Source organism: Streptococcus suis S735, from assembly GCF_000294495.1.
GTDB classification, from domain to species: domain Bacteria; phylum Bacillota; class Bacilli; order Lactobacillales; family Streptococcaceae; genus Streptococcus; species Streptococcus suis.
Window position 1 is genome coordinate 1947832 of record NC_018526.1, and the last position, 19165, is coordinate 1966996.

The 19165-nt window shown below is 41.0% G+C and carries 20 protein-coding genes and 1 pseudogene; 4 read left to right on the plus strand and 17 right to left on the minus strand.

Translation table 11 applies throughout. The features are described from left to right. From dnaB to YYK_RS09600, 8 genes are all read right to left on the minus strand, one after another. On the minus strand, positions 1-1356 hold the full coding sequence (gene dnaB, locus YYK_RS09565) for a replicative DNA helicase (protein ID WP_012028597.1): 1356 nt from the start codon (positions 1354-1356) through the stop codon (positions 1-3). A 31-nt stretch (positions 1357-1387) separates the two neighbouring features. Then, entirely contained in the window at positions 1388-1840 is a 453-nt protein-coding gene (rplI, locus tag YYK_RS09570) for a 50S ribosomal protein L9 (RefSeq protein WP_012775408.1), read from the minus strand. Positions 1841-1850: 10 nt separating this feature from the next. Continuing rightward, entirely contained in the window at positions 1851-3812 is a 1962-nt protein-coding gene (locus YYK_RS09575; protein WP_012775409.1) for a DHH family phosphoesterase, read from the minus strand. A gap of 106 nt (positions 3813-3918) precedes the next feature. Continuing rightward, positions 3919-5835, minus strand: coding sequence for a tRNA uridine-5-carboxymethylaminomethyl(34) synthesis enzyme MnmG (gene mnmG / locus YYK_RS09580; protein WP_012028034.1), 1917 nt, complete (start codon positions 5833-5835; stop codon positions 3919-3921). Continuing rightward, complete coding sequence (locus YYK_RS09585; RefSeq protein ID WP_012775410.1) at positions 5832-6293, minus strand: NUDIX hydrolase; 462 nt, start codon at positions 6291-6293, stop codon at positions 5832-5834. The genes mnmG and YYK_RS09585 overlap by 4 nt, the downstream gene beginning before the upstream one ends. After that, the gene (locus tag YYK_RS09590) at positions 6283-6714 is read right to left on the minus strand and encodes an NUDIX hydrolase (RefSeq protein ID WP_012028037.1); all 432 of its coding nucleotides are present in this window, start codon (positions 6712-6714) and stop codon (positions 6283-6285) included. The genes YYK_RS09585 and YYK_RS09590 overlap by 11 nt, the downstream gene beginning before the upstream one ends. Before the next feature lie 16 nt (positions 6715-6730). After that, a complete protein-coding gene (locus YYK_RS09595) occupies positions 6731-7183 on the minus strand; it encodes an NUDIX hydrolase (RefSeq protein ID WP_012775411.1) in 453 nt (150 codons plus the stop codon). 141 nt (positions 7184-7324) lie between these two features. Then, on the minus strand, positions 7325-7651 hold the full coding sequence (locus YYK_RS09600; RefSeq protein ID WP_012028039.1) for a winged helix-turn-helix transcriptional regulator: 327 nt from the start codon (positions 7649-7651) through the stop codon (positions 7325-7327). A 125-nt stretch (positions 7652-7776) separates the two neighbouring features. Between YYK_RS09600 and YYK_RS09605 the strand changes: the two genes are divergently transcribed. Next, positions 7777-8166: a nuclear transport factor 2 family protein gene (locus YYK_RS09605; RefSeq protein ID WP_002941856.1), complete on the plus strand. Its 390-nt coding sequence runs from the start codon at positions 7777-7779 to the stop codon at positions 8164-8166. A gap of 42 nt (positions 8167-8208) precedes the next feature. Here the strand turns inward: YYK_RS09605 and mnmA are convergent, their stop codons facing one another. After that, positions 8209-9333, minus strand: a complete 1125-nt coding sequence (gene mnmA, locus YYK_RS09610; RefSeq protein ID WP_012028041.1) for a tRNA 2-thiouridine(34) synthase MnmA — start codon at positions 9331-9333, stop codon at positions 8209-8211. 214 nt (positions 9334-9547) lie between these two features. Here mnmA and sdaAB point away from each other — a divergent pair, with 214 nt between their 5' ends. Together sdaAB and sdaAA are read left to right on the plus strand one after the other, a co-directional pair. Continuing rightward, positions 9548-10219: an L-serine ammonia-lyase, iron-sulfur-dependent subunit beta gene (sdaAB, locus tag YYK_RS09615; protein WP_002938202.1), complete on the plus strand. Its 672-nt coding sequence runs from the start codon at positions 9548-9550 to the stop codon at positions 10217-10219. A gap of 12 nt (positions 10220-10231) precedes the next feature. After that, positions 10232-11104, plus strand: a complete 873-nt coding sequence (sdaAA, locus tag YYK_RS09620) for an L-serine ammonia-lyase, iron-sulfur-dependent, subunit alpha (RefSeq protein ID WP_012028043.1) — start codon at positions 10232-10234, stop codon at positions 11102-11104. Positions 11105-11560: 456 nt separating this feature from the next. Here the strand turns inward: sdaAA and apf are convergent, their stop codons facing one another. The 8 genes from apf to yfmF all read right to left on the minus strand — a co-directional run bounded on the left by apf (position 11561) and on the right by yfmF (position 18706). Continuing rightward, complete coding sequence (gene apf, locus YYK_RS09625; protein WP_012775412.1) at positions 11561-12115, minus strand: aggregation-promoting factor; 555 nt, start codon at positions 12113-12115, stop codon at positions 11561-11563. Positions 12116-12246: 131 nt separating this feature from the next. After that, positions 12247-13041 (minus strand): energy-coupling factor transporter transmembrane component T family protein, encoded by a 795-nt coding sequence (locus YYK_RS09630; RefSeq protein ID WP_002938197.1) that lies wholly within the window; start codon positions 13039-13041, stop codon positions 12247-12249. After that, positions 13034-13876 carry an energy-coupling factor ABC transporter ATP-binding protein gene (locus YYK_RS09635; RefSeq protein ID WP_002938195.1) on the minus strand — a complete coding sequence of 281 codons (843 nt, stop codon included), beginning with the start codon at positions 13874-13876 and terminating at the stop codon, positions 13034-13036. Before YYK_RS09635 ends, YYK_RS09630 begins: the two co-directional genes overlap by 8 nt. Then, a complete protein-coding gene (locus YYK_RS09640; RefSeq protein WP_002941820.1) occupies positions 13852-14688 on the minus strand; it encodes an energy-coupling factor ABC transporter ATP-binding protein in 837 nt (278 codons plus the stop codon). The genes YYK_RS09635 and YYK_RS09640 overlap by 25 nt, the downstream gene beginning before the upstream one ends. Further along, positions 14685-15224, minus strand: coding sequence for a CDP-diacylglycerol--glycerol-3-phosphate 3-phosphatidyltransferase (pgsA, locus tag YYK_RS09645; RefSeq protein WP_012028045.1), 540 nt, complete (start codon positions 15222-15224; stop codon positions 14685-14687). Before pgsA ends, YYK_RS09640 begins: the two co-directional genes overlap by 4 nt. A 9-nt stretch (positions 15225-15233) precedes the next feature. Continuing rightward, complete coding sequence (gene rodZ / locus YYK_RS09650) at positions 15234-16091, minus strand: cytoskeleton protein RodZ (protein ID WP_012028600.1); 858 nt, start codon at positions 16089-16091, stop codon at positions 15234-15236. 81 nt (positions 16092-16172) lie between these two features. Beyond that, the gene (gene yfmH, locus YYK_RS09655; RefSeq protein ID WP_012775413.1) at positions 16173-17456 is read right to left on the minus strand and encodes an EF-P 5-aminopentanol modification-associated protein YfmH; all 1284 of its coding nucleotides are present in this window, start codon (positions 17454-17456) and stop codon (positions 16173-16175) included. Next, positions 17453-18706: an EF-P 5-aminopentanol modification-associated protein YfmF gene (gene yfmF, locus YYK_RS09660; RefSeq protein ID WP_012028048.1), complete on the minus strand. Its 1254-nt coding sequence runs from the start codon at positions 18704-18706 to the stop codon at positions 17453-17455. Before yfmF ends, yfmH begins: the two co-directional genes overlap by 4 nt. A gap of 73 nt (positions 18707-18779) precedes the next feature. Between yfmF and yaaA the strand changes: the two are divergent. Beyond that, positions 18780-19164, plus strand: a pseudogene (yaaA, locus tag YYK_RS09665) (S4 domain-containing protein YaaA). Position 19165 lies beyond the last annotated feature (1 nt).

Genomic DNA, 19165 nt, shown 5'->3' on the forward strand with positions numbered 1-19165 from the left:
CTATCCATCCTCCCTCTTGGAAATACTTGCAAATTTATTGTATTCTTTTTGGAACATGAGTTCCACGGTACCACGCGCACCGGAACGGTTTTTCTCGATGATAACTTCAACCGTATTATTGGGAATACCACCGTCTTCTTGCTCTCCTCGTTCATAATAATCATCACGATACAAGAAGGCAACGATATCCGCATCCTGCTCAATAGACCCTGACTCACGGATATCAGACAAGACAGGACGTTTATCTTGACGTTGCTCCACACCACGAGACAACTGGCTTAGAGCAATAACTGGAACTTTTAATTCCTTGGCTAGAATTTTCAATTGTCGAGAAATCTCTGAAACTTCTTGTTGACGGTTTTCTCGACCGGTTCCTGTAATCAATTGGAGATAGTCAATCAAAATCAAACCTAAATTCCCTGTCTCCTGCGCCAATTTACGAGAACGCGAGCGAATTTCGGTAATCTTGATACCTGGAGTATCATCAATATAGATACTTGCTCGAGCCAAATTAGCTTGAGCCACCATATACTTGTTCCATTCCTCTTGCGTTAGGTGACCCGTACGGATAGCCCTCGAATTGATAACTCCCTCAGAAGCGAGCATACGGTCAACCAAGCTTTCTGCACCCATCTCCAAAGAGAAGATAGCAACTGTCAAACCCAGTTTTGTACCGATATTTTGAGCAATATTGAGGGCAAAAGCCGTCTTACCAACCGCAGGACGAGCCGCAAGAATAATCAACTCTTCCTCATGCAGACCCGTTGTCATGGCATCAAGAGCAGGATAGCCAGTTGCAATCCCTGTAATATCCGACGTCTGCTTAGCACGAGTTTCAAGGTTGTCAAAGTTGATATTCAAGACATCATCAATCCGCTTGAAACCACTTCGACTGGCTCCCTCACTGACATCAATCAAAGCTTTTTCAGCATTGGCAATAATGTCATCTGAACCATCCGTACCCTCATAAGCCTGATTAACTGCATCCGTCAAACGGGCAATCAGTTTACGGAGATTAGACTTTTCAGCAACAATCTTGGCATAGAATTCCGCATTGGCTGCCGTCGGTACGGAACTAATGATTTCAGCCAAATAGGCCAAACCACCGATATTTTCCAAATCACCATGGTTCACTAAATAGTTACGCATGGTAGTCGCATCAATTGCCTCATTTCTATCAGAAAGAGCAATCATAGCTTTAAAAATTAGCTTATGAGCATGTTTGAAAAAATCTTCAGCTTCGATGTATTCACGAACGAAGACCAGCTTGCCTTCATCAAGGAAAATAGCTCCTAATACCGATTGTTCAGCTAGAATATCCTGCGGTTGCACCCGCAATTCATCCAACTCTGCCAAGATCTCACCTCCTCACTGGCTAGATAAATAATTAAGCTTCCTTAATACTCAAATTAATGATGCCTGTTACATCTTGATAGATTTTAACTGGTACATCAATGAGACCAATCGCACGAATTGGGTGATCCAGCTGAATATGGCGTTTATCAATCTTGATGCCAAATTGCTTGTCCAATTCTTCAGCAATTTTCTTGCTGGTAATAGAACCAAAGGTACGACCATCTGGACCAACTTTTTCGACAAATTTCACTAAAGTAGCTTCCTCAGCCAACTTAGCCTTGATAGCCTCTGCTTCTGCAATCATCTCTGCATGAGCCTTTTCCTTAGATTTTTCCTGACCACGAAGGGCGCTGATTGCTTGGTTTGTTGCTTCCTTAGCCAAATTTTTCTTGATCAAGAAATTTTGGGCGTAACCTGTTGGAACTTCCTTAATCTCACCCTTTTTACCTTGACCTTTAACATCTGCTAAAAAGATTACTTTCATATCTGTTCTCCTAATTTCCATTTATTTCTTCGCGGATTTTATCCGTCAACTTTTCACATACTTCTGCGATTGTCTGGTCATATACCTGAGCGGCAGCTAGGTTAAAGTGGCCACCTCCACCCATTTCTTCCATGATGCGTTGAACATTGATTTTATTATGACTCCTTGCAGAAATAGATACATACCCTTTGATATTTCTTGTTACAACGAATACCGCCTCAATTCCTGCCATGTCCAATATTGTATTGGCAGCCTTACTCGGAATAATATTATCGTATTCTTTAGTATCATCTGCACACGCAATAACAACATTGGACTCAATTCTCTGCCCACTTAAAATCAGTTCATTGATTTGACGATATTCCTCAAAATCTGTCGCAGCAATCTGCTGGATTTCCAAGCTATCGCTACCACGAGTCCGCAAGTAACTAGCCACATCAAAAGTACGACTAGTCACACGAGAGGTGAAATTTTTTGTATCAAGCATAATCCCAGCCATCAATAAACTAGATTGAATGCGATTAAGCTTATGGTGTTTGTCATTCTGGAACTGAATTAATTCCGTTACTAACTCACTCGCAGAACTAGCACCACTCTCTATATAAGTCAAAACTGCATTATTTGGGAAATCTGTATCGCGACGATGATGATCAACCACCACAACCTGGGTAAATTTTTCATAGAAATCCTTATCCAAAGTCAAGCCAATCTTTGAATGATCTACCATGATTAACAACGACTGGAAAGTGACCATCTTCATGGCTTCCTCAACCGTTAACAAATTAGAACAATTTTCATCACTCAACTTCTTGATAGCACGTGCAATATCTGGTGCCATTTCATCTGGATTATACACCGTATAAGCATTGTTCATAATATTTTGAGCAAAGTACTGCATGCCGACCGCGGATCCAAGCGCGTCCATATCTAAATTACGATGTCCCACCACAAAAACAGCATCAACCGATTTGAGTTTATCTGATACAGCAGTCATCATAGCACGAGTCCGCGTACGTGTTCGTTTAACGGAAGAAGCCGAGCCACCGCCAAAGAAAAGTGGCTGTTTACTCTCATCATTTTCCTTGACCACAACCTGGTCTCCACCACGAACCTCAGCCATATTGAGATTTTGGAGCGCAACCTGTCCGATTTGGTGATGATTTTCATTACCATACGCCAATCCCATACTCAAAGTCAAACCTAAATCTAACTTTTTAGCCTCCTCGCGGAACTTATCAATAACTGAAAACTTATTCTCTATCAATTTTTCCAACACAGCATAATCTGTAAAGAAATAGAATCGATCCATTGTGCCGCGTCGGTAGTAGATACCGTAATCATGGCAAAATTCTGAAACAAATTGAGCCAAGAAGGAATTGACTTGGCTAATTTGAGAATCAGTTACAGCATCCTCAAGCTCATCATAGTTATCAACTGAAATAATCCCTATAACAGGACGGCTTCCGATCAAACTATTTGTCGCTGAATACTCTGTCGACGCATCAAAAAAGTAAAATAACCCTTGATCAAAATCAACGTTAACAGCGTATCTCTTGCCTGAAAAGTTTGCATAAATTCGCTCCTCATCCAGACCAACGTCAATAATTTCACGTAGTTTTTTTTGATCAAACTCACCATTTTCTTGAGCAAAAATCAGCTCAGCAAAGGGATTAAACCATTCTACCTGATTACTATCTGGTCGAACTTTGATAACTCCCACTGGCATTTTATCCAAGAGCATCATCAAACCAGAATTGGCCTGATTATTGAGATATTCAATCTGTTCTAGCTCACTAAATTCATAAGAATGTTTTTGATAAATAAACAGCGCAATCAACACCAATAGGCTGATGAGTAGCGCAAAAACTGTACTGGCACCAATTGGAAAAAATCGGTGGACAAGAGCCACCAACCCAAATAAAATGACACATATCATGACAAAGTGAATTGTCGAAAATCGAAATCTTTTCATCACTAACCTCTGCCTGCCATTCTACCATAAATTCAGTAAAAAAGCTACTTTTCACATGATTTTAAAGTAGTTGACATATAGCTGACATACAGCGAAAAGAACAGCCTTAGTGACTGTCCTTTGATTTATTTTTAGAAATGGAACGACTGCGTCCTTCCAAGTAGACCATGAGAATGGATATATCCGCTGGATTGACACCGGAAATCCGACTAGCCTGGCCAATGGTTTCTGGTGAAATCAGCTTGAATTTTTGGCGAGCCTCGGTCGCAATGGAGTCAATATCATCCCAGTCAATGTCGGCTGGAATGCGTTTTTCTTCCATACGTTTCATCTTCTCCACCTGATCTAAGGCCTTAGCAATGTAGCCCTCGTACTTGACTTCTGTTTCAATCAATTCAATGGTCTTGGCGTCCAAATCCTCTGCCGCAGGACCGATAAAGGCTACCGCATCTGCGTAAGTCACATCTGGACGACGCATGAATTCCTTGGCAGTCAGAGCGTCTGTCAAGGGCTTGAAGCCCATGGCTACGACTTTTTCGTTGGTTTCCTTGATTGGCTTGAGTTTGATAGACTCCAAACGCTTCATTTCATTGTCAAATTGGTTTTTGTGAATCTGGAAGACCTGCCAGCGTTCATCATCTACCAAGCCAACCTGACGACCAATCTCCGTCAGTCGCATATCAGCATTGTCATGACGCAGAATCAAGCGGTATTCTGCCCGACTGGTCAAGAGGCGGTAAGGCTCCACCGTTCCCTTGGTTACCAGGTCATCAATCATAACACCAATGTAGCCGTCGCTTCGTTTCAAAATCAGCTCAGGCTTGCCCTGCACCTTGAGGGCTGCATTGATACCAGCGACAATTCCCTGACCTGCTGCTTCTTCATAACCTGATGTTCCGTTGGTCTGACCTGCTGTAAAGAGCCCTGAAATCTTCTTGGTTTCAAGCGTCGCCCGCAACTGGTGCGGCATAACCATATCGTACTCGATAGCATAGCCCGTCCGCATCATCTGGGCATTTTCCAAGCCTTTAATAGAGTGGATCAAGTCCTGCTGCACATCTTCTGGCAGACTGGTTGACAGCCCTTGAACATAGATTTCGTCTGTATTGCGACCTTCTGGCTCTAGGAAAAGCTGGTGGCGTTCCTTATCCGCAAAACGGACAATCTTGTCCTCGATTGACGGACAATAACGGGGCCCAATCCCCTTGACAATTCCTGAAAACATAGGTGCTCGATGAAGATTGCTGTTGATAATCTCGTGGCTGGTGGCGTTGGTATAGGTCAACCAGCAAGGAATTTGATCCAGCAAATAGTCCTCGTCCTTGGACAAGAATGAAAAGTGGTTTGGCTTTTCATCGCCTGGTTGAATCTCCGTGTCTTCGTAGTTAATGGTACGAGCATTGACACGCGGTGGCGTTCCTGTCTTGAACCGACCTATCTCAAGTCCAAGTTCTTTCAGGTTATCCGCCAGCGTGATAGAGGCAAGGCTATTGTTAGGCCCTGACGAATACTTGAGGTCACCGATGATAATCTCACCACGCAAGGCTGTACCCGTTGTCACCACAACTGCCTTGGCTGAGAATTTCTGGTTGGTAGCCGTGCGGACACCGATAACCTTGCCATCCTCCACCAAAATCTCATCAATCATGGTTTGACGCAGGGTCAGATTTTCCTGACGCTCCACCGTCCGCTTCATCTCTGATGCATACTCTGCCTTATCTGCCTGAGCCCGCAAGGCACGAACAGCTGGCCCCTTGCCCATATTGAGCATTTTCATCTGAATGTAGGTCTTGTCAATGTTGCGGCCCATTTCGCCACCCAGGGCATCGATTTCTCTTACCACAATCCCCTTGGCAGAGCCACCAATGGAGGGATTACAAGGCATAAAGGCCACCATATCCAAGTTAATGGTCGCAAGCAGGGTCTTACAGCCCATCCGACTGGCTGCCAATCCCGCTTCTACACCCGCATGCCCCGCACCAATCACGATGACATCATAGTTTTCTGCAAATGTGTGTGTCATGTTGTTCTCTCCTTCATGTTCATGATATGTTTAACTTGTCCACTCCAGTTTGGTAATTCCTGTGTCAGAAAAGCTGGTACGACATCTAAGTTGACAAGGTTGTCAAGTGCAATCCATTCACACGGTTGTTTCAACTTCCCTTCAATCATCTCCTTAGGCATTTCTCCAATAGGCTCAACGATAAAATGAAACTCGATATTGTGAAAATCTATACCTTCATGTGTAAACTGATTTTCAACGACAAAAACTAATTGATTGACACGACTGTCAATCCCTAATTCTTCTTTGACTTCCCGAACAGCCGCATCCGCTGCTACCTCATTGACCTCAACCGCACCACCAATCGTATAATAACGGCCCTTAGCGTCCTTCGTGAGAAATATTTTCCCATCTTTTATAATCAATGCAGTGGCACGGACACCGAAGATTTGATTGTCAATTCTGGTCCTAAAATCCATTTATCCTTCTCTTTTCTAAAATTTCGTCCAGATATGGAACTAAGTTTTTCTTATTTTTATCGCTAGGGGCTAACCATAGAAAATCTGTATGCTCTTCTGGGTCAAGAAGAATGGTTTTCGGTTGTTCAGGAAGTGTTACTTCATAAACCAGCCTTGTAAACACCGTCTGTTTTTCTTCATCAAACTGACTATCTTCATGGATAATGGTCAGATTTTCCTTTTCTATCGAAATACCTGTTTCCTCAAAACACTCTCTCACTGCAGCATCACGGGGCAACTCATTCTCCTCGACACGACCGCCTGGAATATCCCAATGCAGCGGAAATACATTCGGCTCTCCACGCTTAATCTGCGAACGCTGAATCATCAAGTGACTGTCTGCAACAGTCAGCAAGACATGGGCAATCAATTTAACAGGCATGGTTTCCTCCGCTACTTTAGTTGTCTTTGTTCATAAAATGCTTTAGTTGTCCGTCCCATTTGGCTAGCTCGGTCTTAAGAAAGGCTGGATTGAGATCCAATTTCTCTAAGTCCACAAAAGCAATCCATTCACACTGGCGAATGGAATTTCCTTCTTCCAGATAGGTGACTGGCTCGGACAGTGGGGTAACAAGATAAAGAAATTCAATCTGATGATAGGATTTCTCCTGCAAGGTGAACTGATTTTCAACGATGAAAGCTAGTGGTCCAACCTCCACATCAATTCCGATTTCTTCTTTCATTTCCCGTTGCACAGCCTCTTCGGTTGTTTCACCAAGCTGAATAGCTCCACCCAAAGTGTAGTATTTCCCTTCCGGCGACTTAACGAGATATAACTTCTCATCTTGTACCACCAAGCCCGTCGCACGGACACCGAAAATTTGGTTGTCAACTCTGGTTCTGAAATCCATCTTCTCTCCCCAATCGCAAAAAATAGCCAAAACTCTCGAAAACTGCAGGACAAAAAAGCCTACAATTCCCATGAGCTTTGACCATCATGATAATTGTTACGCTTATTTTAGCAAAAGATTTGTAGAATTTCAAATCTGGTGTTACGTTAACGTTTCAATATATTCTAAGCCCCAAGCCTCAACAGCATCCAGCACCGAACGAAATTTTTCGCCCATTTCAGTCAAGCTATACTCTACACGAGGGGGGACTTCTGCATAGACCGTGCGACTAATAATGCGATCCTCCTCCAATTGTCTAAGGTGCCTTGTTAACATGGTTTGAGTAATACCTGGAATTAGTCGCTGTAATTCATTGAAGCGTTTCGTTCCTGTACTGAGTTGGTAGATAATCACCAATCCCCACTTACCAGTCAAGACTTTTTGCGTTGTTGCAAAAGGACAAATACCATATTCACTAACTTTGTTCAAAAAAATTCTCCTTTATTTATCACAATAGTATCACTTTTGATACCAACAAATACAAAAGTACCTACTTGTATAATTGACTACTTCCACTATAATTGTACTATATCAAAAAAATTGGAGGACATCAAATGTCAACAAACTTAGAAATTTTTAATGCCTATAACAATGCTCTCATCGCTGGTGATTTTGCAGCTCTTTTTGAAACAATGGCAGACGACATTATCTGGCATCAACCCGGAAATCATTCAACATCTGGTGCTAAAATTGGTAAGGAAGTACTCGGAGCACATCTAGCAACTTTCGCCGAAAAAACAAATGGAACTTTCAAAGTAGTGACAAACTGGGTATCCGATAATGATACTCTTGTTGCCGCTAACGTAACATTCCTCGGTACTCGCACAGACGGTGAAGAACTAAACATGAATGGTATCGATCTTTTCCGTATGGAAGATGGCAAAATCAAGGAAGTTTGGCTCTTCTCAGCCGACCAAAAAGCCGAAGATGCTTTCTGGGGATAAGATAAATAGCTTAGCACGAGAGTGCTAAGCTATTATTTTTGATTAAATATACTGACAAGCCTCTCCGTCTTTATAGGCCATGTCAATCATACCGCCACCGAGGCATTCCTGTCCGTCATAGAAAACAACGGCTTGTCCTGGTGTGATAGCCCGTTGTGGCTCTGCAAAGATGACTTCTGCCTTGTCACCTTTTACCTTGACAGTCACTTGACTGTCTGGTTGACGGTAGCGGAACTTAGCTGTACACTCAAGTGTGAATTCTTCAGGCATATCACGTGTAAAGTGAACTTGACTAGCCTGTAAAGAAGTTGACATCAAGGACTCATGATAGAAGCCTTGACCGACATAGAGGATATTTTTTGACAGGTCTTTTCCGACAACAAACCAAGGCTCATTGTCCCCTCCGATTTGTCCTCCGATACCAAGCCCGCCCCGCTGACCGATTGTATAGTACATGAGGCCTGTATGCTCTCCCATGTCACGACCGTCAACGGTCATCATCCGACCGGGCTGGGCTGGCAAATACTGCCCTAAAAATTCTTTGAAGTTCTTTTCACCGATAAAGCAGATGCCTGTCGAGTCTTTCTTTTTAGCGGTCGCCAAGCCTGCTCGCTCTGCTATTTCCCTCACCTGAGGCTTTTGTAAATGGCCGAGCGGAAACATGGTTTTCTGCAGCTGTTCCTGTGAGAGTTGGCTAAGGAAATAGGTCTGGTCCTTACCATTATCTGCCCCACGCAGCATATGAACGGTGCCGTCCTCGTCGCGGGTAACCTGAGCGTAGTGCCCTGTCGCCACATAGTCCGCACCCAAGTTCATAGCGTAATCCAAGAAAGCCTTGAACTTGATTTCCTTGTTACACATGACATCTGGATTGGGCGTGCGACCAGCCCGATACTCTGCTAAAAAGTACTCAAATACGCGGTCCCAGTACTCTTTTTCAAAGTTGACAGAGTAGTAAGGAATGCCGATTTGATCTGCCACTGCAGCCACATCCTTGTAATCTTCTGTTGCTGTACAGAAGCCATTTTCATCCGTGTCGTCCCAGTTTTTCATGAAGATGCCGATCACATCGTAGCCCTGCTCTTTGAGCAAGAGAGCCGTAACCGATGAATCCACACCGCCACTCATACCGACAACAACACGGGTTTTAGAATTGTCAATTGACATAATCTTCTCCCATCTTTTCGTAGAAATAACGATTTGAAGGTCGTATTCCAAAATTTGATTATCCAAAAACGATTGACGATTTTGAACAACTTGTATTATACCATACAAAAAGGGTAAGCGATAGAATTTTAACATAAGAAAACACATTCATCTAGGCATATTCTCTAACTGGAAAATTTGATATAATAGTACCAAGAAAAACGTGAGGATTACTATGACAAACTTAAAATTTCAGTCGGTCTTTGATATTATTGGACCTGTTATGATTGGTCCATCTTCTAGTCACACAGCTGGGGCGGTCCGAATTGGGAAAATTGTGTCTTCCATCTTCGGCGATGAGCCGACAGAGGTGGAATTTCAACTCTATAATTCCTTTGCCAAGACCTATCGTGGTCACGGTACGGATGTAGCCTTGGTAGCAGGTATTCTGGGCATGGATACGGATGATCCCCGCATTCCTGACTCTCTTGATATTGCAAGAGAACGAGGCATTAAGGTTTACTGGCGTGTCAACAAGGACAGCAATACCCCACATCCCAATACCACCAGAATCATCATAAAAAACGATAAAAAATCCATCTCAGCCACAGGCGTTTCCATCGGTGGGGGAAACATTCAAGTAACAGAGCTCAACGGCTTCTCTGTCAATCTAAATATGAATACGCCAACTATTATTATTGTTCACCAAGATGTCCCTGGTATGATTGCGAAAGTGACCGATGTTCTTTCTAAGTATGACATCAATATCGCCCAAATGAACGTGACACGTGAAAAAGCTGGCGAAAAAGCCATTATGATTATCGAAGTGGATGCTCGCCAATGTGAAAATTCTATTGCAGAAATTGAAAAAATTCCACACCTGCACAATGTAACCTTCTTCAACTAGAAAGAGAAAGACATGTTTTATACTATCGAAGAATTAGTTCAGCAAGCAGACAACTTTTCTGGTAATGTAGCTGAACTCATGATCGCGACTGAAATTGAGTTGACCGGTCGTAGCCGCGAAGAAATATTGACAATTATGTCAAGAAACTTGACAGTTATGAAAGCCTCCATCGTAGATGGACTTACTGAAAGCAAATCCGTATCTGGTTTAACAGGAGGCGATGCTGCCAAGTTAGATGCCTATATGAAATCTGGTAAAACCTTGTCAGATTCCGCTGTCCTATCCGCCGCAAGAAATGCCATGGCCGTTAATGAATTGAATGCCAAAATGGGCTTAGTCTGTGCCACTCCGACAGCAGGATCTGCAGGCTGTCTACCAGCTGTGCTAGGAGTTGCTATTGAAAAGCTCAATTTGACAGAAGAACAGCAACTTGACTTCCTATTTACAGCTGGAGCCTTTGGACTAGTTATCGCCAACAACGCCTCCATCTCAGGTGCAGAAGGAGGCTGTCAGGCAGAAGTCGGATCTGCCTCTGCTATGTCTGCCGCAGCCCTGACACTGGCAGCAGGTGGAACTCCCTACCAAGCCAGCCAAGCCATCTGCTTTGTCATAAAAAATATGCTGGGTCTGATTTGCGATCCCGTCGCTGGTCTGGTAGAAGTCCCTTGTGTCAGACGTAATGCAATGGGAGCAAGCTACGCCATGGTAGCTGCCGATATGGCACTGGCAGGAATTGAATCAAAAATCCCTGTTGATGAAGTCATCAACGCTATGTACCAAGTGGGATCTGCCCTACCAACCGCCTTCCGTGAAACTGCCGAAGGAGGCCTTGCAGCTACACCGACGGGTCGTCGCCTTGCTCAAGAAATTTTTGGAGAAGATTGACAATAATGTAAACCAAAAAGGACCCTAACGGTCCTTTTTCTTATTATGGCTTCGGGCTAGTTTTCTCATAGAGAAAAACAAGAAAACTACTACCTATGCTGGTGGCTAGCAAGGCTTTGAGCTTCTATTTTTTTCCTGTTATAATCTAATTTGTCAAGTTAAATAAAGGAGGAGTAAACTAGTCCAGTGGACTAGTTTAGCATGGTTAAAACCGTTACAGTTTATCACATACCAAATGTATGTCACTCCTAAGTACCGCAGAAAATCCATTTACTAAAAAATTAGACGGGACTTAATTGATATTTTCCATCACCTATGTCCATACAGCGTGGAAATCAAAAGTTTTGGGCTAGAGGCTACTATTCAGTACCGTTGGACTGAACGAAAAAGCAGTTGTGAAATACATTCGTGAGACAGAAAAAGTCTAGCATCGTGCTAGACCTCTTCTAATTTATCTTAGTACCAACCATTTGCCAACCAGAAAGCCTTGGCTGCAGACCATGAACCATAGCGACTAGCAACATAAGCATCTGCTACACGCTCTTGGTTTTCTGGTGAGTAATCACCATTCAAGTAAGTATTTGTCAACTGGTAACGACCAATGTAGATACCGTTACGGGCATCATAGCTACCGCTTGATTCCTTCATTGCAATCCATTCTTTTGCTGCTGCATCTTCAGCACTCAAATTTGAAGAATAGGTGCTAGTCGTTACTGTTGCGGTAGAAGTTGATGTTGATTGAGTTTGTTCAACTGAACTCTCTACTGCCTTCACTGTCACATCACCCAATTCGATAACTTGACCGACATGGATAAAATCTAAGTTGGTAATCTTATTCTGCTCTGCTAATTTTTCAACAGTAGTATTGTATGTTTCAGCAATTTCAGACAGGGTATCACCAGACTTTACAGTATAGGTTTCTGCACTGACTACACCCGCAGTTAAAAGGGAGATTCCCGCTACCAAACCAGCAATAGTTGTTTTTAAGTTTTTCTTTAATGTAATGTTCATAATAGTCACATTCCTTTCTGTCATGTGTCTATCATACCCTCTAACTATTACTTAGACTTTGTGAAATTGTTACAAATATTACAGACAAATTGAGATTAGACAATAAAAACGCTAGAAATAGCGTTTTTTACTTATTTTTTCAATATAAATAAGAGTCCGGCTAAAGCTAACATAACTAAAATTGCTAACGTATCTGCTAACTTCCATTCCAAAATCCGGTACTTGGTTCTCCCATCGCCGCCTTGATACCCACGCGCCTCCATCGCCGTTGCAAGAGCATCTGCCCTCTTAAAACTTGATGCGAATAACGGAATCAAAATAGGAATAACTGACTTTACCTTCTGAATAAGATTTCCCTCATTAAAGTCCACTCCACGAGCTCTCTGAGCATTCATAATCCGAGTGGTATCATCCATCAAGGTCGGTACAAAACGCAAGCTCATGGACAACATCAAACCAATTTCATGCACAGGAACTTTAAATTTCTTCAAAGGTGCAAGCCCCGACTCAATACCATCAGCCAAGCTAAGGGGTGTCGTCGTCAAGGTCAATAGGGTTGAGAAGAAAATAATCAAAACAAAGCGAACAAAAATAATCGCCGCCTGTTGCAACCCTTCTACAGATAATTTAAAAATCCAAAACTCCCATAGAATGGTCGCTCCAGGTGTAAAGAAAACCTGAAAGAAAGTTGTAAATAGAATAATTCCTATCATCGGTTTCAAACCATTAATAAAAAATGATAAGCGAATACGTGATAAAACAACCATTCCTAAAACAAATGCTATCAACAAGGCATTGGTGACCAAATTATTGGCCCAAAAAATCATCAATAGAAATCCAAACATTGCTAAAAGCTTACTTCTTGGATCCAAGCGATGAATAATTGAATCCCCAGGAATATAGCGACCTAAAATTAATTTATCCATGTGTCACCATCCCCGTAAATTCTTCAATTGTAATAGGAAGACGTTCAAATACAAAGCCTCTTCTCTCCAAATTAGCTGCAAACTTAGTAATCTTAGGCACTCCCAACTGAATACTCTCTAAAAAATCTACCTCTTGAAAAATATCGACTGGTTTACCAGAACGGACCAGCTTTCCCTTTTCCATAATGTAAACAAAATCAGCATAGTTAGCCACATCGTCCATCAAATGAGTTACCAAAACGATTGTCATGCCTGATTCATGAAGCTTTTTGAAAATATCCATCAATTCCTGACGACCCGCAGGATCCAATCCAGCCGTTGGTTCATCCAAAACTAAGATACTTGGTTCCATTGCCAGAATCCCAGCAATAGCTACCCGACGCATTTGACCACCAGATAGTTCAAAAGGACTACGCTCAAACAAGCTTTCATCAATTCCAACCAAGGCCAACTTTTCACGCGCAATCGTTTCAGCCTCTTCCTGAGAAACTCCGAAATTTTGTGGACCAAAAGCAACGTCTTTTAAGACCGTTTCATCAAACACTTGACTTTCAGGAAATTGGAACACCAACCCCACTTTCTTCCTGACTTGCTTAATATCCTTATTTTCAGACGTCGCTGTAATCACAACATCATCAATAACTACTCTTCCTTCTGTTGGTACATTTAATCCATTCAAGAGTTGTAAAATCGTTGATTTGCCCGAACCCGTATGCCCAATAAGGGCCGTGTAAGAGCCATCAACAATCTCCAAATCCACACCAAAAAGCGCACGCCCCTCAAAAGGAGTGCCAGCTTGATAGGTATAGCTTACTTCTTGGAGATCAATTCCCATAAAGTTTCCTCTAATTCTTCCTCTGTAAAATAGCGGAGCGGTAAATCAAGTCCAGTCTGGCGCAAAGATGAAGCCAGTTCTGTCGTAAACGGTCTATCCAAGTCTAAATCTACCAAATCTTCTCGCATAAATAGTTCATTTGGAGTGCTAATTGATTCAACCTGTCCATTTTTCATCACGATAACTCGATCACTCAATGCAACCTCATCCAAATCATGTGTTATAGAGATAACCGTCATACCATGACGCTCCTTAATTTCACGGACAATCTTAATCAAGTCGAGACGACCTTCTGGATCCAACATAGACGTAGCCTCATCCAAAATAATAATTTTTGGACGCAAGGCAACCACTCCAGCAATCGCCACCCTCTGCTTCTGACCACCAGATAAACGAGCAGGCTCACGTGTTTTGAAATCAGTCATTCCAACTAATTCCAAAGCTTCGTCAACTCGACTACGCATCTCCTCCAAAGGGATTCCCTGATTCTCTAAACCAAATGCAACATCATCTTCAACTGTAGCGCCTACAAATTGGTTATCTGGATTTTGAAAAACCATACCAATCAAGCGTCGCTTATCCCATACATTATCAATGGTTAAGGCATCACCGTCAATATAAATATCACCTGATTCAGCTTCCAACAAACCATCAATCAAACGAACTGTTGTTGATTTACCCGAACCATTATGACCAATAATAGATAGCCACTCTCCCTGTTTCACGTGAAACGAAACATCATTTAGAGTATATTGCTCATCCTCTTGGTTGTATTTATATTTTAAATTTTTTACTTCAATAATATTCATCATTTAAATGTATCTTTAAACAAGAAGGACGCACCCTTGAAATAATCATAGCCAGAATATAGGGTGAAGAAAAGTGCAATATAGAGTGTTATTTGCCCCACGACGTTCCAGTGTAAGAGCAGGAAAATAACTGCAAACATCTGTGAAAATGTTTTGATTTTTCCTGGCATAGCCGCAGCTAGAACTGTTCCTCCATTTTCCACCAAGAGTAGACGAAGACCTGTCACTGCCAATTCACGACAAATAATAATTGCAACTACCCAAGCTGGAGCAAAGCCAAGCTCTACAAGCATGATAAATGCTGTCATCACCAAAATCTTATCTGCCATCGGATCCGCAAATTTTCCAAAGTTTGTTACAACCTGCCATTTACGAGCCAAGTAGCCGTCTAGATAATCCGTAATACTAGCTAATGCAAAAATAAGTGCTGCTAAGACATGACTAATTGTTGAATTCCAAACGGTCAGTAACAAGATAAAAATTGGAATTACCAAAATCCTACCTATCGTCAATGCATTGGGAATATTTTCTTTTTTCATATAAAACCTTTATTGTTCAAAATTTATTGTAATTGAGCCTGTATCTGCTGTCAGAGCTGATAGTTCTAGCTTTTGACCACCTACACTTACCTCAACCCCTTTAACAACACCAAGAATAAGTGTAGTAGAAGTCACTCCTTCTTCAATAGTAGTAGTTACTGTTGGATTATCAGGTGTTAGTGTAACGCCCCCCTCTAACAAGGTGTCAGAAAGGCTGATCCAACTCGTTGTATTTTTTGCTGTTACAGTTACTTCTACTGGATAAGTCACTGTTTTAAGGGTCGCAACAATGTTAGAACCTGATCCTGAAATAGTCACATTTTCTGTAGCGGAACTACTTGAACTCGTTGAATTTGACTGCGCCTGCTCAGTAGAACTCGTCTCTGTGCCACTACTTGCTTCAGATACAGATTGCTCAACTATACTATATGACGTTGTAGTAGGCGTAATAGATGCTCTATTTTTGAGCCTGCTATGAACAATATAAATCACAAAAATAATAATCAACCCCGTCGCAAGTAATAAGTAAATCAACGGAAGATAAGAGTTCTTTTTACGTTTACGAACCTTATAGCTTCTTTTCAATTCTGAAGAGCGTAGTTCTTCTTCTCCATCTTCATAATATTTCACTAAACTATTGGTCTCGTAAGCATCCAGTAGAACATCTGCATCTAATTCCAAAGCCTCAGCGTATGCTTTTAAAATAGACTGAACAACATCTGAGTTTGCAATAAAATCAAAATCATTGTACTCAAGTGCCTGCAAATATTTAGCTTGGATTTTTGTTATCCGTTGCAAGTCAACAAATGTCCAACCCCGTCCTTCTCTGGCTGTTCTAAGTACTTCCCCTATACTCTTTTGTCTCATAATACCCTCTCTCTATCGCTCATCATGTACAGTATACTATTCTAACAAAATTCCAAGGAAATTTCGACGGGTTGCGCCCACTTATTTTGGAAAAATCGTGAAATCTGTCATATCACAGTGATCAATAAAGCGACGACCTGCCTCTCTGATGTCATCTAACTGAAGACTTTGTATCATTTGAGGTATATCAAAAACATTTTCATATTCTGAATACTGAGAAACAAAGTGACTAGCTGTAAACTCAAGAGAATTTAAGCTACGAATAAAATCTCCATACATCTCGTTTTTCAACAATTGTAAATGATCCTCTGTCACATCTGCATCATCCTCAAATTTCCTAAGTGCTTTCATCAGTATACTAGAAAGCGTAATGGGTTCTTGAGTATCTCCCGAGATAATCAAATAGTGGTATTCAGGTGTAACCTCTAATTGGAACTGGAAAGAAGAATCAATTTTTCCCTGCTCGTATAACTGTTGATAGCGTTTTGAAGTCCAACCAAACAACATGGCAAATAAAAATTGTAAACTAAGCCGATATTTCTGAATAGTCTCCTTATCAACCTCGTCATTTCCCCGTAAACCAACAGCCAATTTTGGGGTAGATACTTCAAATTGTTCTGAGAGATGTTCCTGTATCGGCAACTTTTGGATACCTGCCAATTCAAACGACTGAGCTGGATTATCCATCTGAGCTACTTGATAACTTGAAATTTGTTTCCAAACTGCCTCTAAATCAAAATTACCAATAACGAATAAATTCATGTTACTTGGATGATAAAACACATCAAAATTCTCATGTAAATCATCCGCAGTAATTGCAGCAATTGATTCAACTGTCCCTGCTATATCATAGGCCAAAGGACTTTCTGGATAAAGCGATGATAGAATTCCCGTAAACAAGCGATAATCTGCATCATCTTGATACATCTCGATTTCTTGTTCAATAATCCCCTGTTCTCTTTCTACATTGTCTTCTGTAAAATACGGTTCTCGAACAAAAGATTGTAAAAGTGATAGAGACTCCAATACTTTCTGAGTCGTTGAAAATAAGTAACTAGTCTGTCTAAAACTGGTATAAGCATTTGCGCTTGCTCCCAATTTAGCAAACTCATTCATAATATCCTCTTCATTCTCAGTTTCAAACAGCTTATGTTCTAAAAAATGTGCAATCCCTGCAGGATAAACAACACTATTACCATTAGCCAATGTAAATCGAGTATGAATACCCCCAAAATTTGTCGTTAGAATTCCATATGTCTCATGGAAATCTACTTTAGGAAGCAAAATAACTGTCAACCCATTGTCAACTTTCCCATAAAAGACAGATTCTTTCATGTAAGGATACTTCTTCTCAACTAACTTCATTCTTCTGTCCCCTCCATAAAGTAAACAGCCTGTAAATTAATCATCTGTCCTACTTGAATGACATCGTCTATTGATACCGATTTGATAGCCTCAATCCAATCTAACCAACTTAAATTTCTATTTCCTAAGGTAACTTGATTATATACTTGTTCTATCAAATTATTCTGCCTATCTTGAGCCAAGGTTGCTGAATGAATCAACATGTTTTTTGTCAACTCTAATTCTTCTTCTGTAAACTTACCACATTTTAAATCAAGTAGTTGTTTACTAATTAACTTCATTACCCTGAGTCTATTTTCACGGCTAATTCCAGCATAGACCTTTAGCATTCCTGAAAAAATAGAGACCTGACTACCAATTGTATAGGCCAAACTTTCTTTCTCACGAACATTCATAAATAACTTCGAATGGGAGAAAGCACCCAGTAGACCATTAAATACCATCAAAGCCGGATAGTTTACATCGTTGTAAACCACCTGTAAATGATATGCCAATTCCAAAATGGACTGCCTTGCCTGTTTACGCTCGATTTTTTCTTGCGTGATATTTGAGTATTCCTGATGATATTCTAACTCTAATTTTGGATTTCTATAAGTAAAACCAAAATCTTCAAGTTTTCTTTTTACTTGTTCTCTGTCAACCTTCCCTAAGACAAATATATCAATTTTATCCATACGCAACATATTCCGATAAATCTGAAAGGTTGATTCTGCTGTTTCTTTTTCAACCAAATCAAGCCTACCGACGCGTGGAATTTGAAGAGAGGGATCTTTATAAAAAAGCTTACTCATTTCAACATCTACATGATAAAAATTATCTTCTATCTCTGACTGAAGAAAATTGATTAAATTCGTTTTTTCAACCTCGAAAATCTGGCTATCAAATCCTCGCCCCTTTTTCAGTGGTCTAAATATACATGTGTATAAAAAATCAAGAATCTCCACTGTAATATCCTCATTTTCTGGTAAGTGACGAGGACTGACATATGAAATTGTCACATCTACACAGTGCACCCTACCACGTTTCGAAACTGAGGTCGAGAACTGAGCACCATACAATTCTGCCAATCTTCTCCGAACAGCCTGAGCAGTCTGAAATTCTTGGTTACCCATTTCAAAAATATTTGCAACTAACACACGACCAGCAACTGTAGCCTCACTCATTTCAGCTGCAAAGCGAATACGTATACGATTTGTCGTAAACTGATCTGTATCAATAAAATGAAGATCTACTCCCTCTTGTAATTTCATCGTCTTCCTCTTTCAAACATTGTACCTTCCATTATACCATTTTGTGATATAATATTCTGTAACGAGGTGACTTATGGAATTTAAATTATTTGATGACTACATCACATTACAAGCATTGTTAAAAACGACTGGTATTCTCCATTCAGGAGGTGCCATTAAAGGTTTCTTAGAAGAAAATACCATTCTTTTCAATGGAGAGGATGAAAAAAGACGCGGTAAAAAAAATCCGTGTCGGAGATGTTATCACACTCCCAGACCACAACACCAGCATCACAATCGTCGCTCCTAGTGCAGAGGAAATCAAACAGCACCAAGAGGATCAAGCTGAAAAAGAACGTGTGGCTGCAATCGTTAAAAAGTTAAATCAAGAAAATAAAAATAATAAGAAACAGGTAAAAACTCCTAAAAAAGCAACTAAAAAGACTGAAAGAAAACCTGTTCGTTTCCCTGGTATGTAGA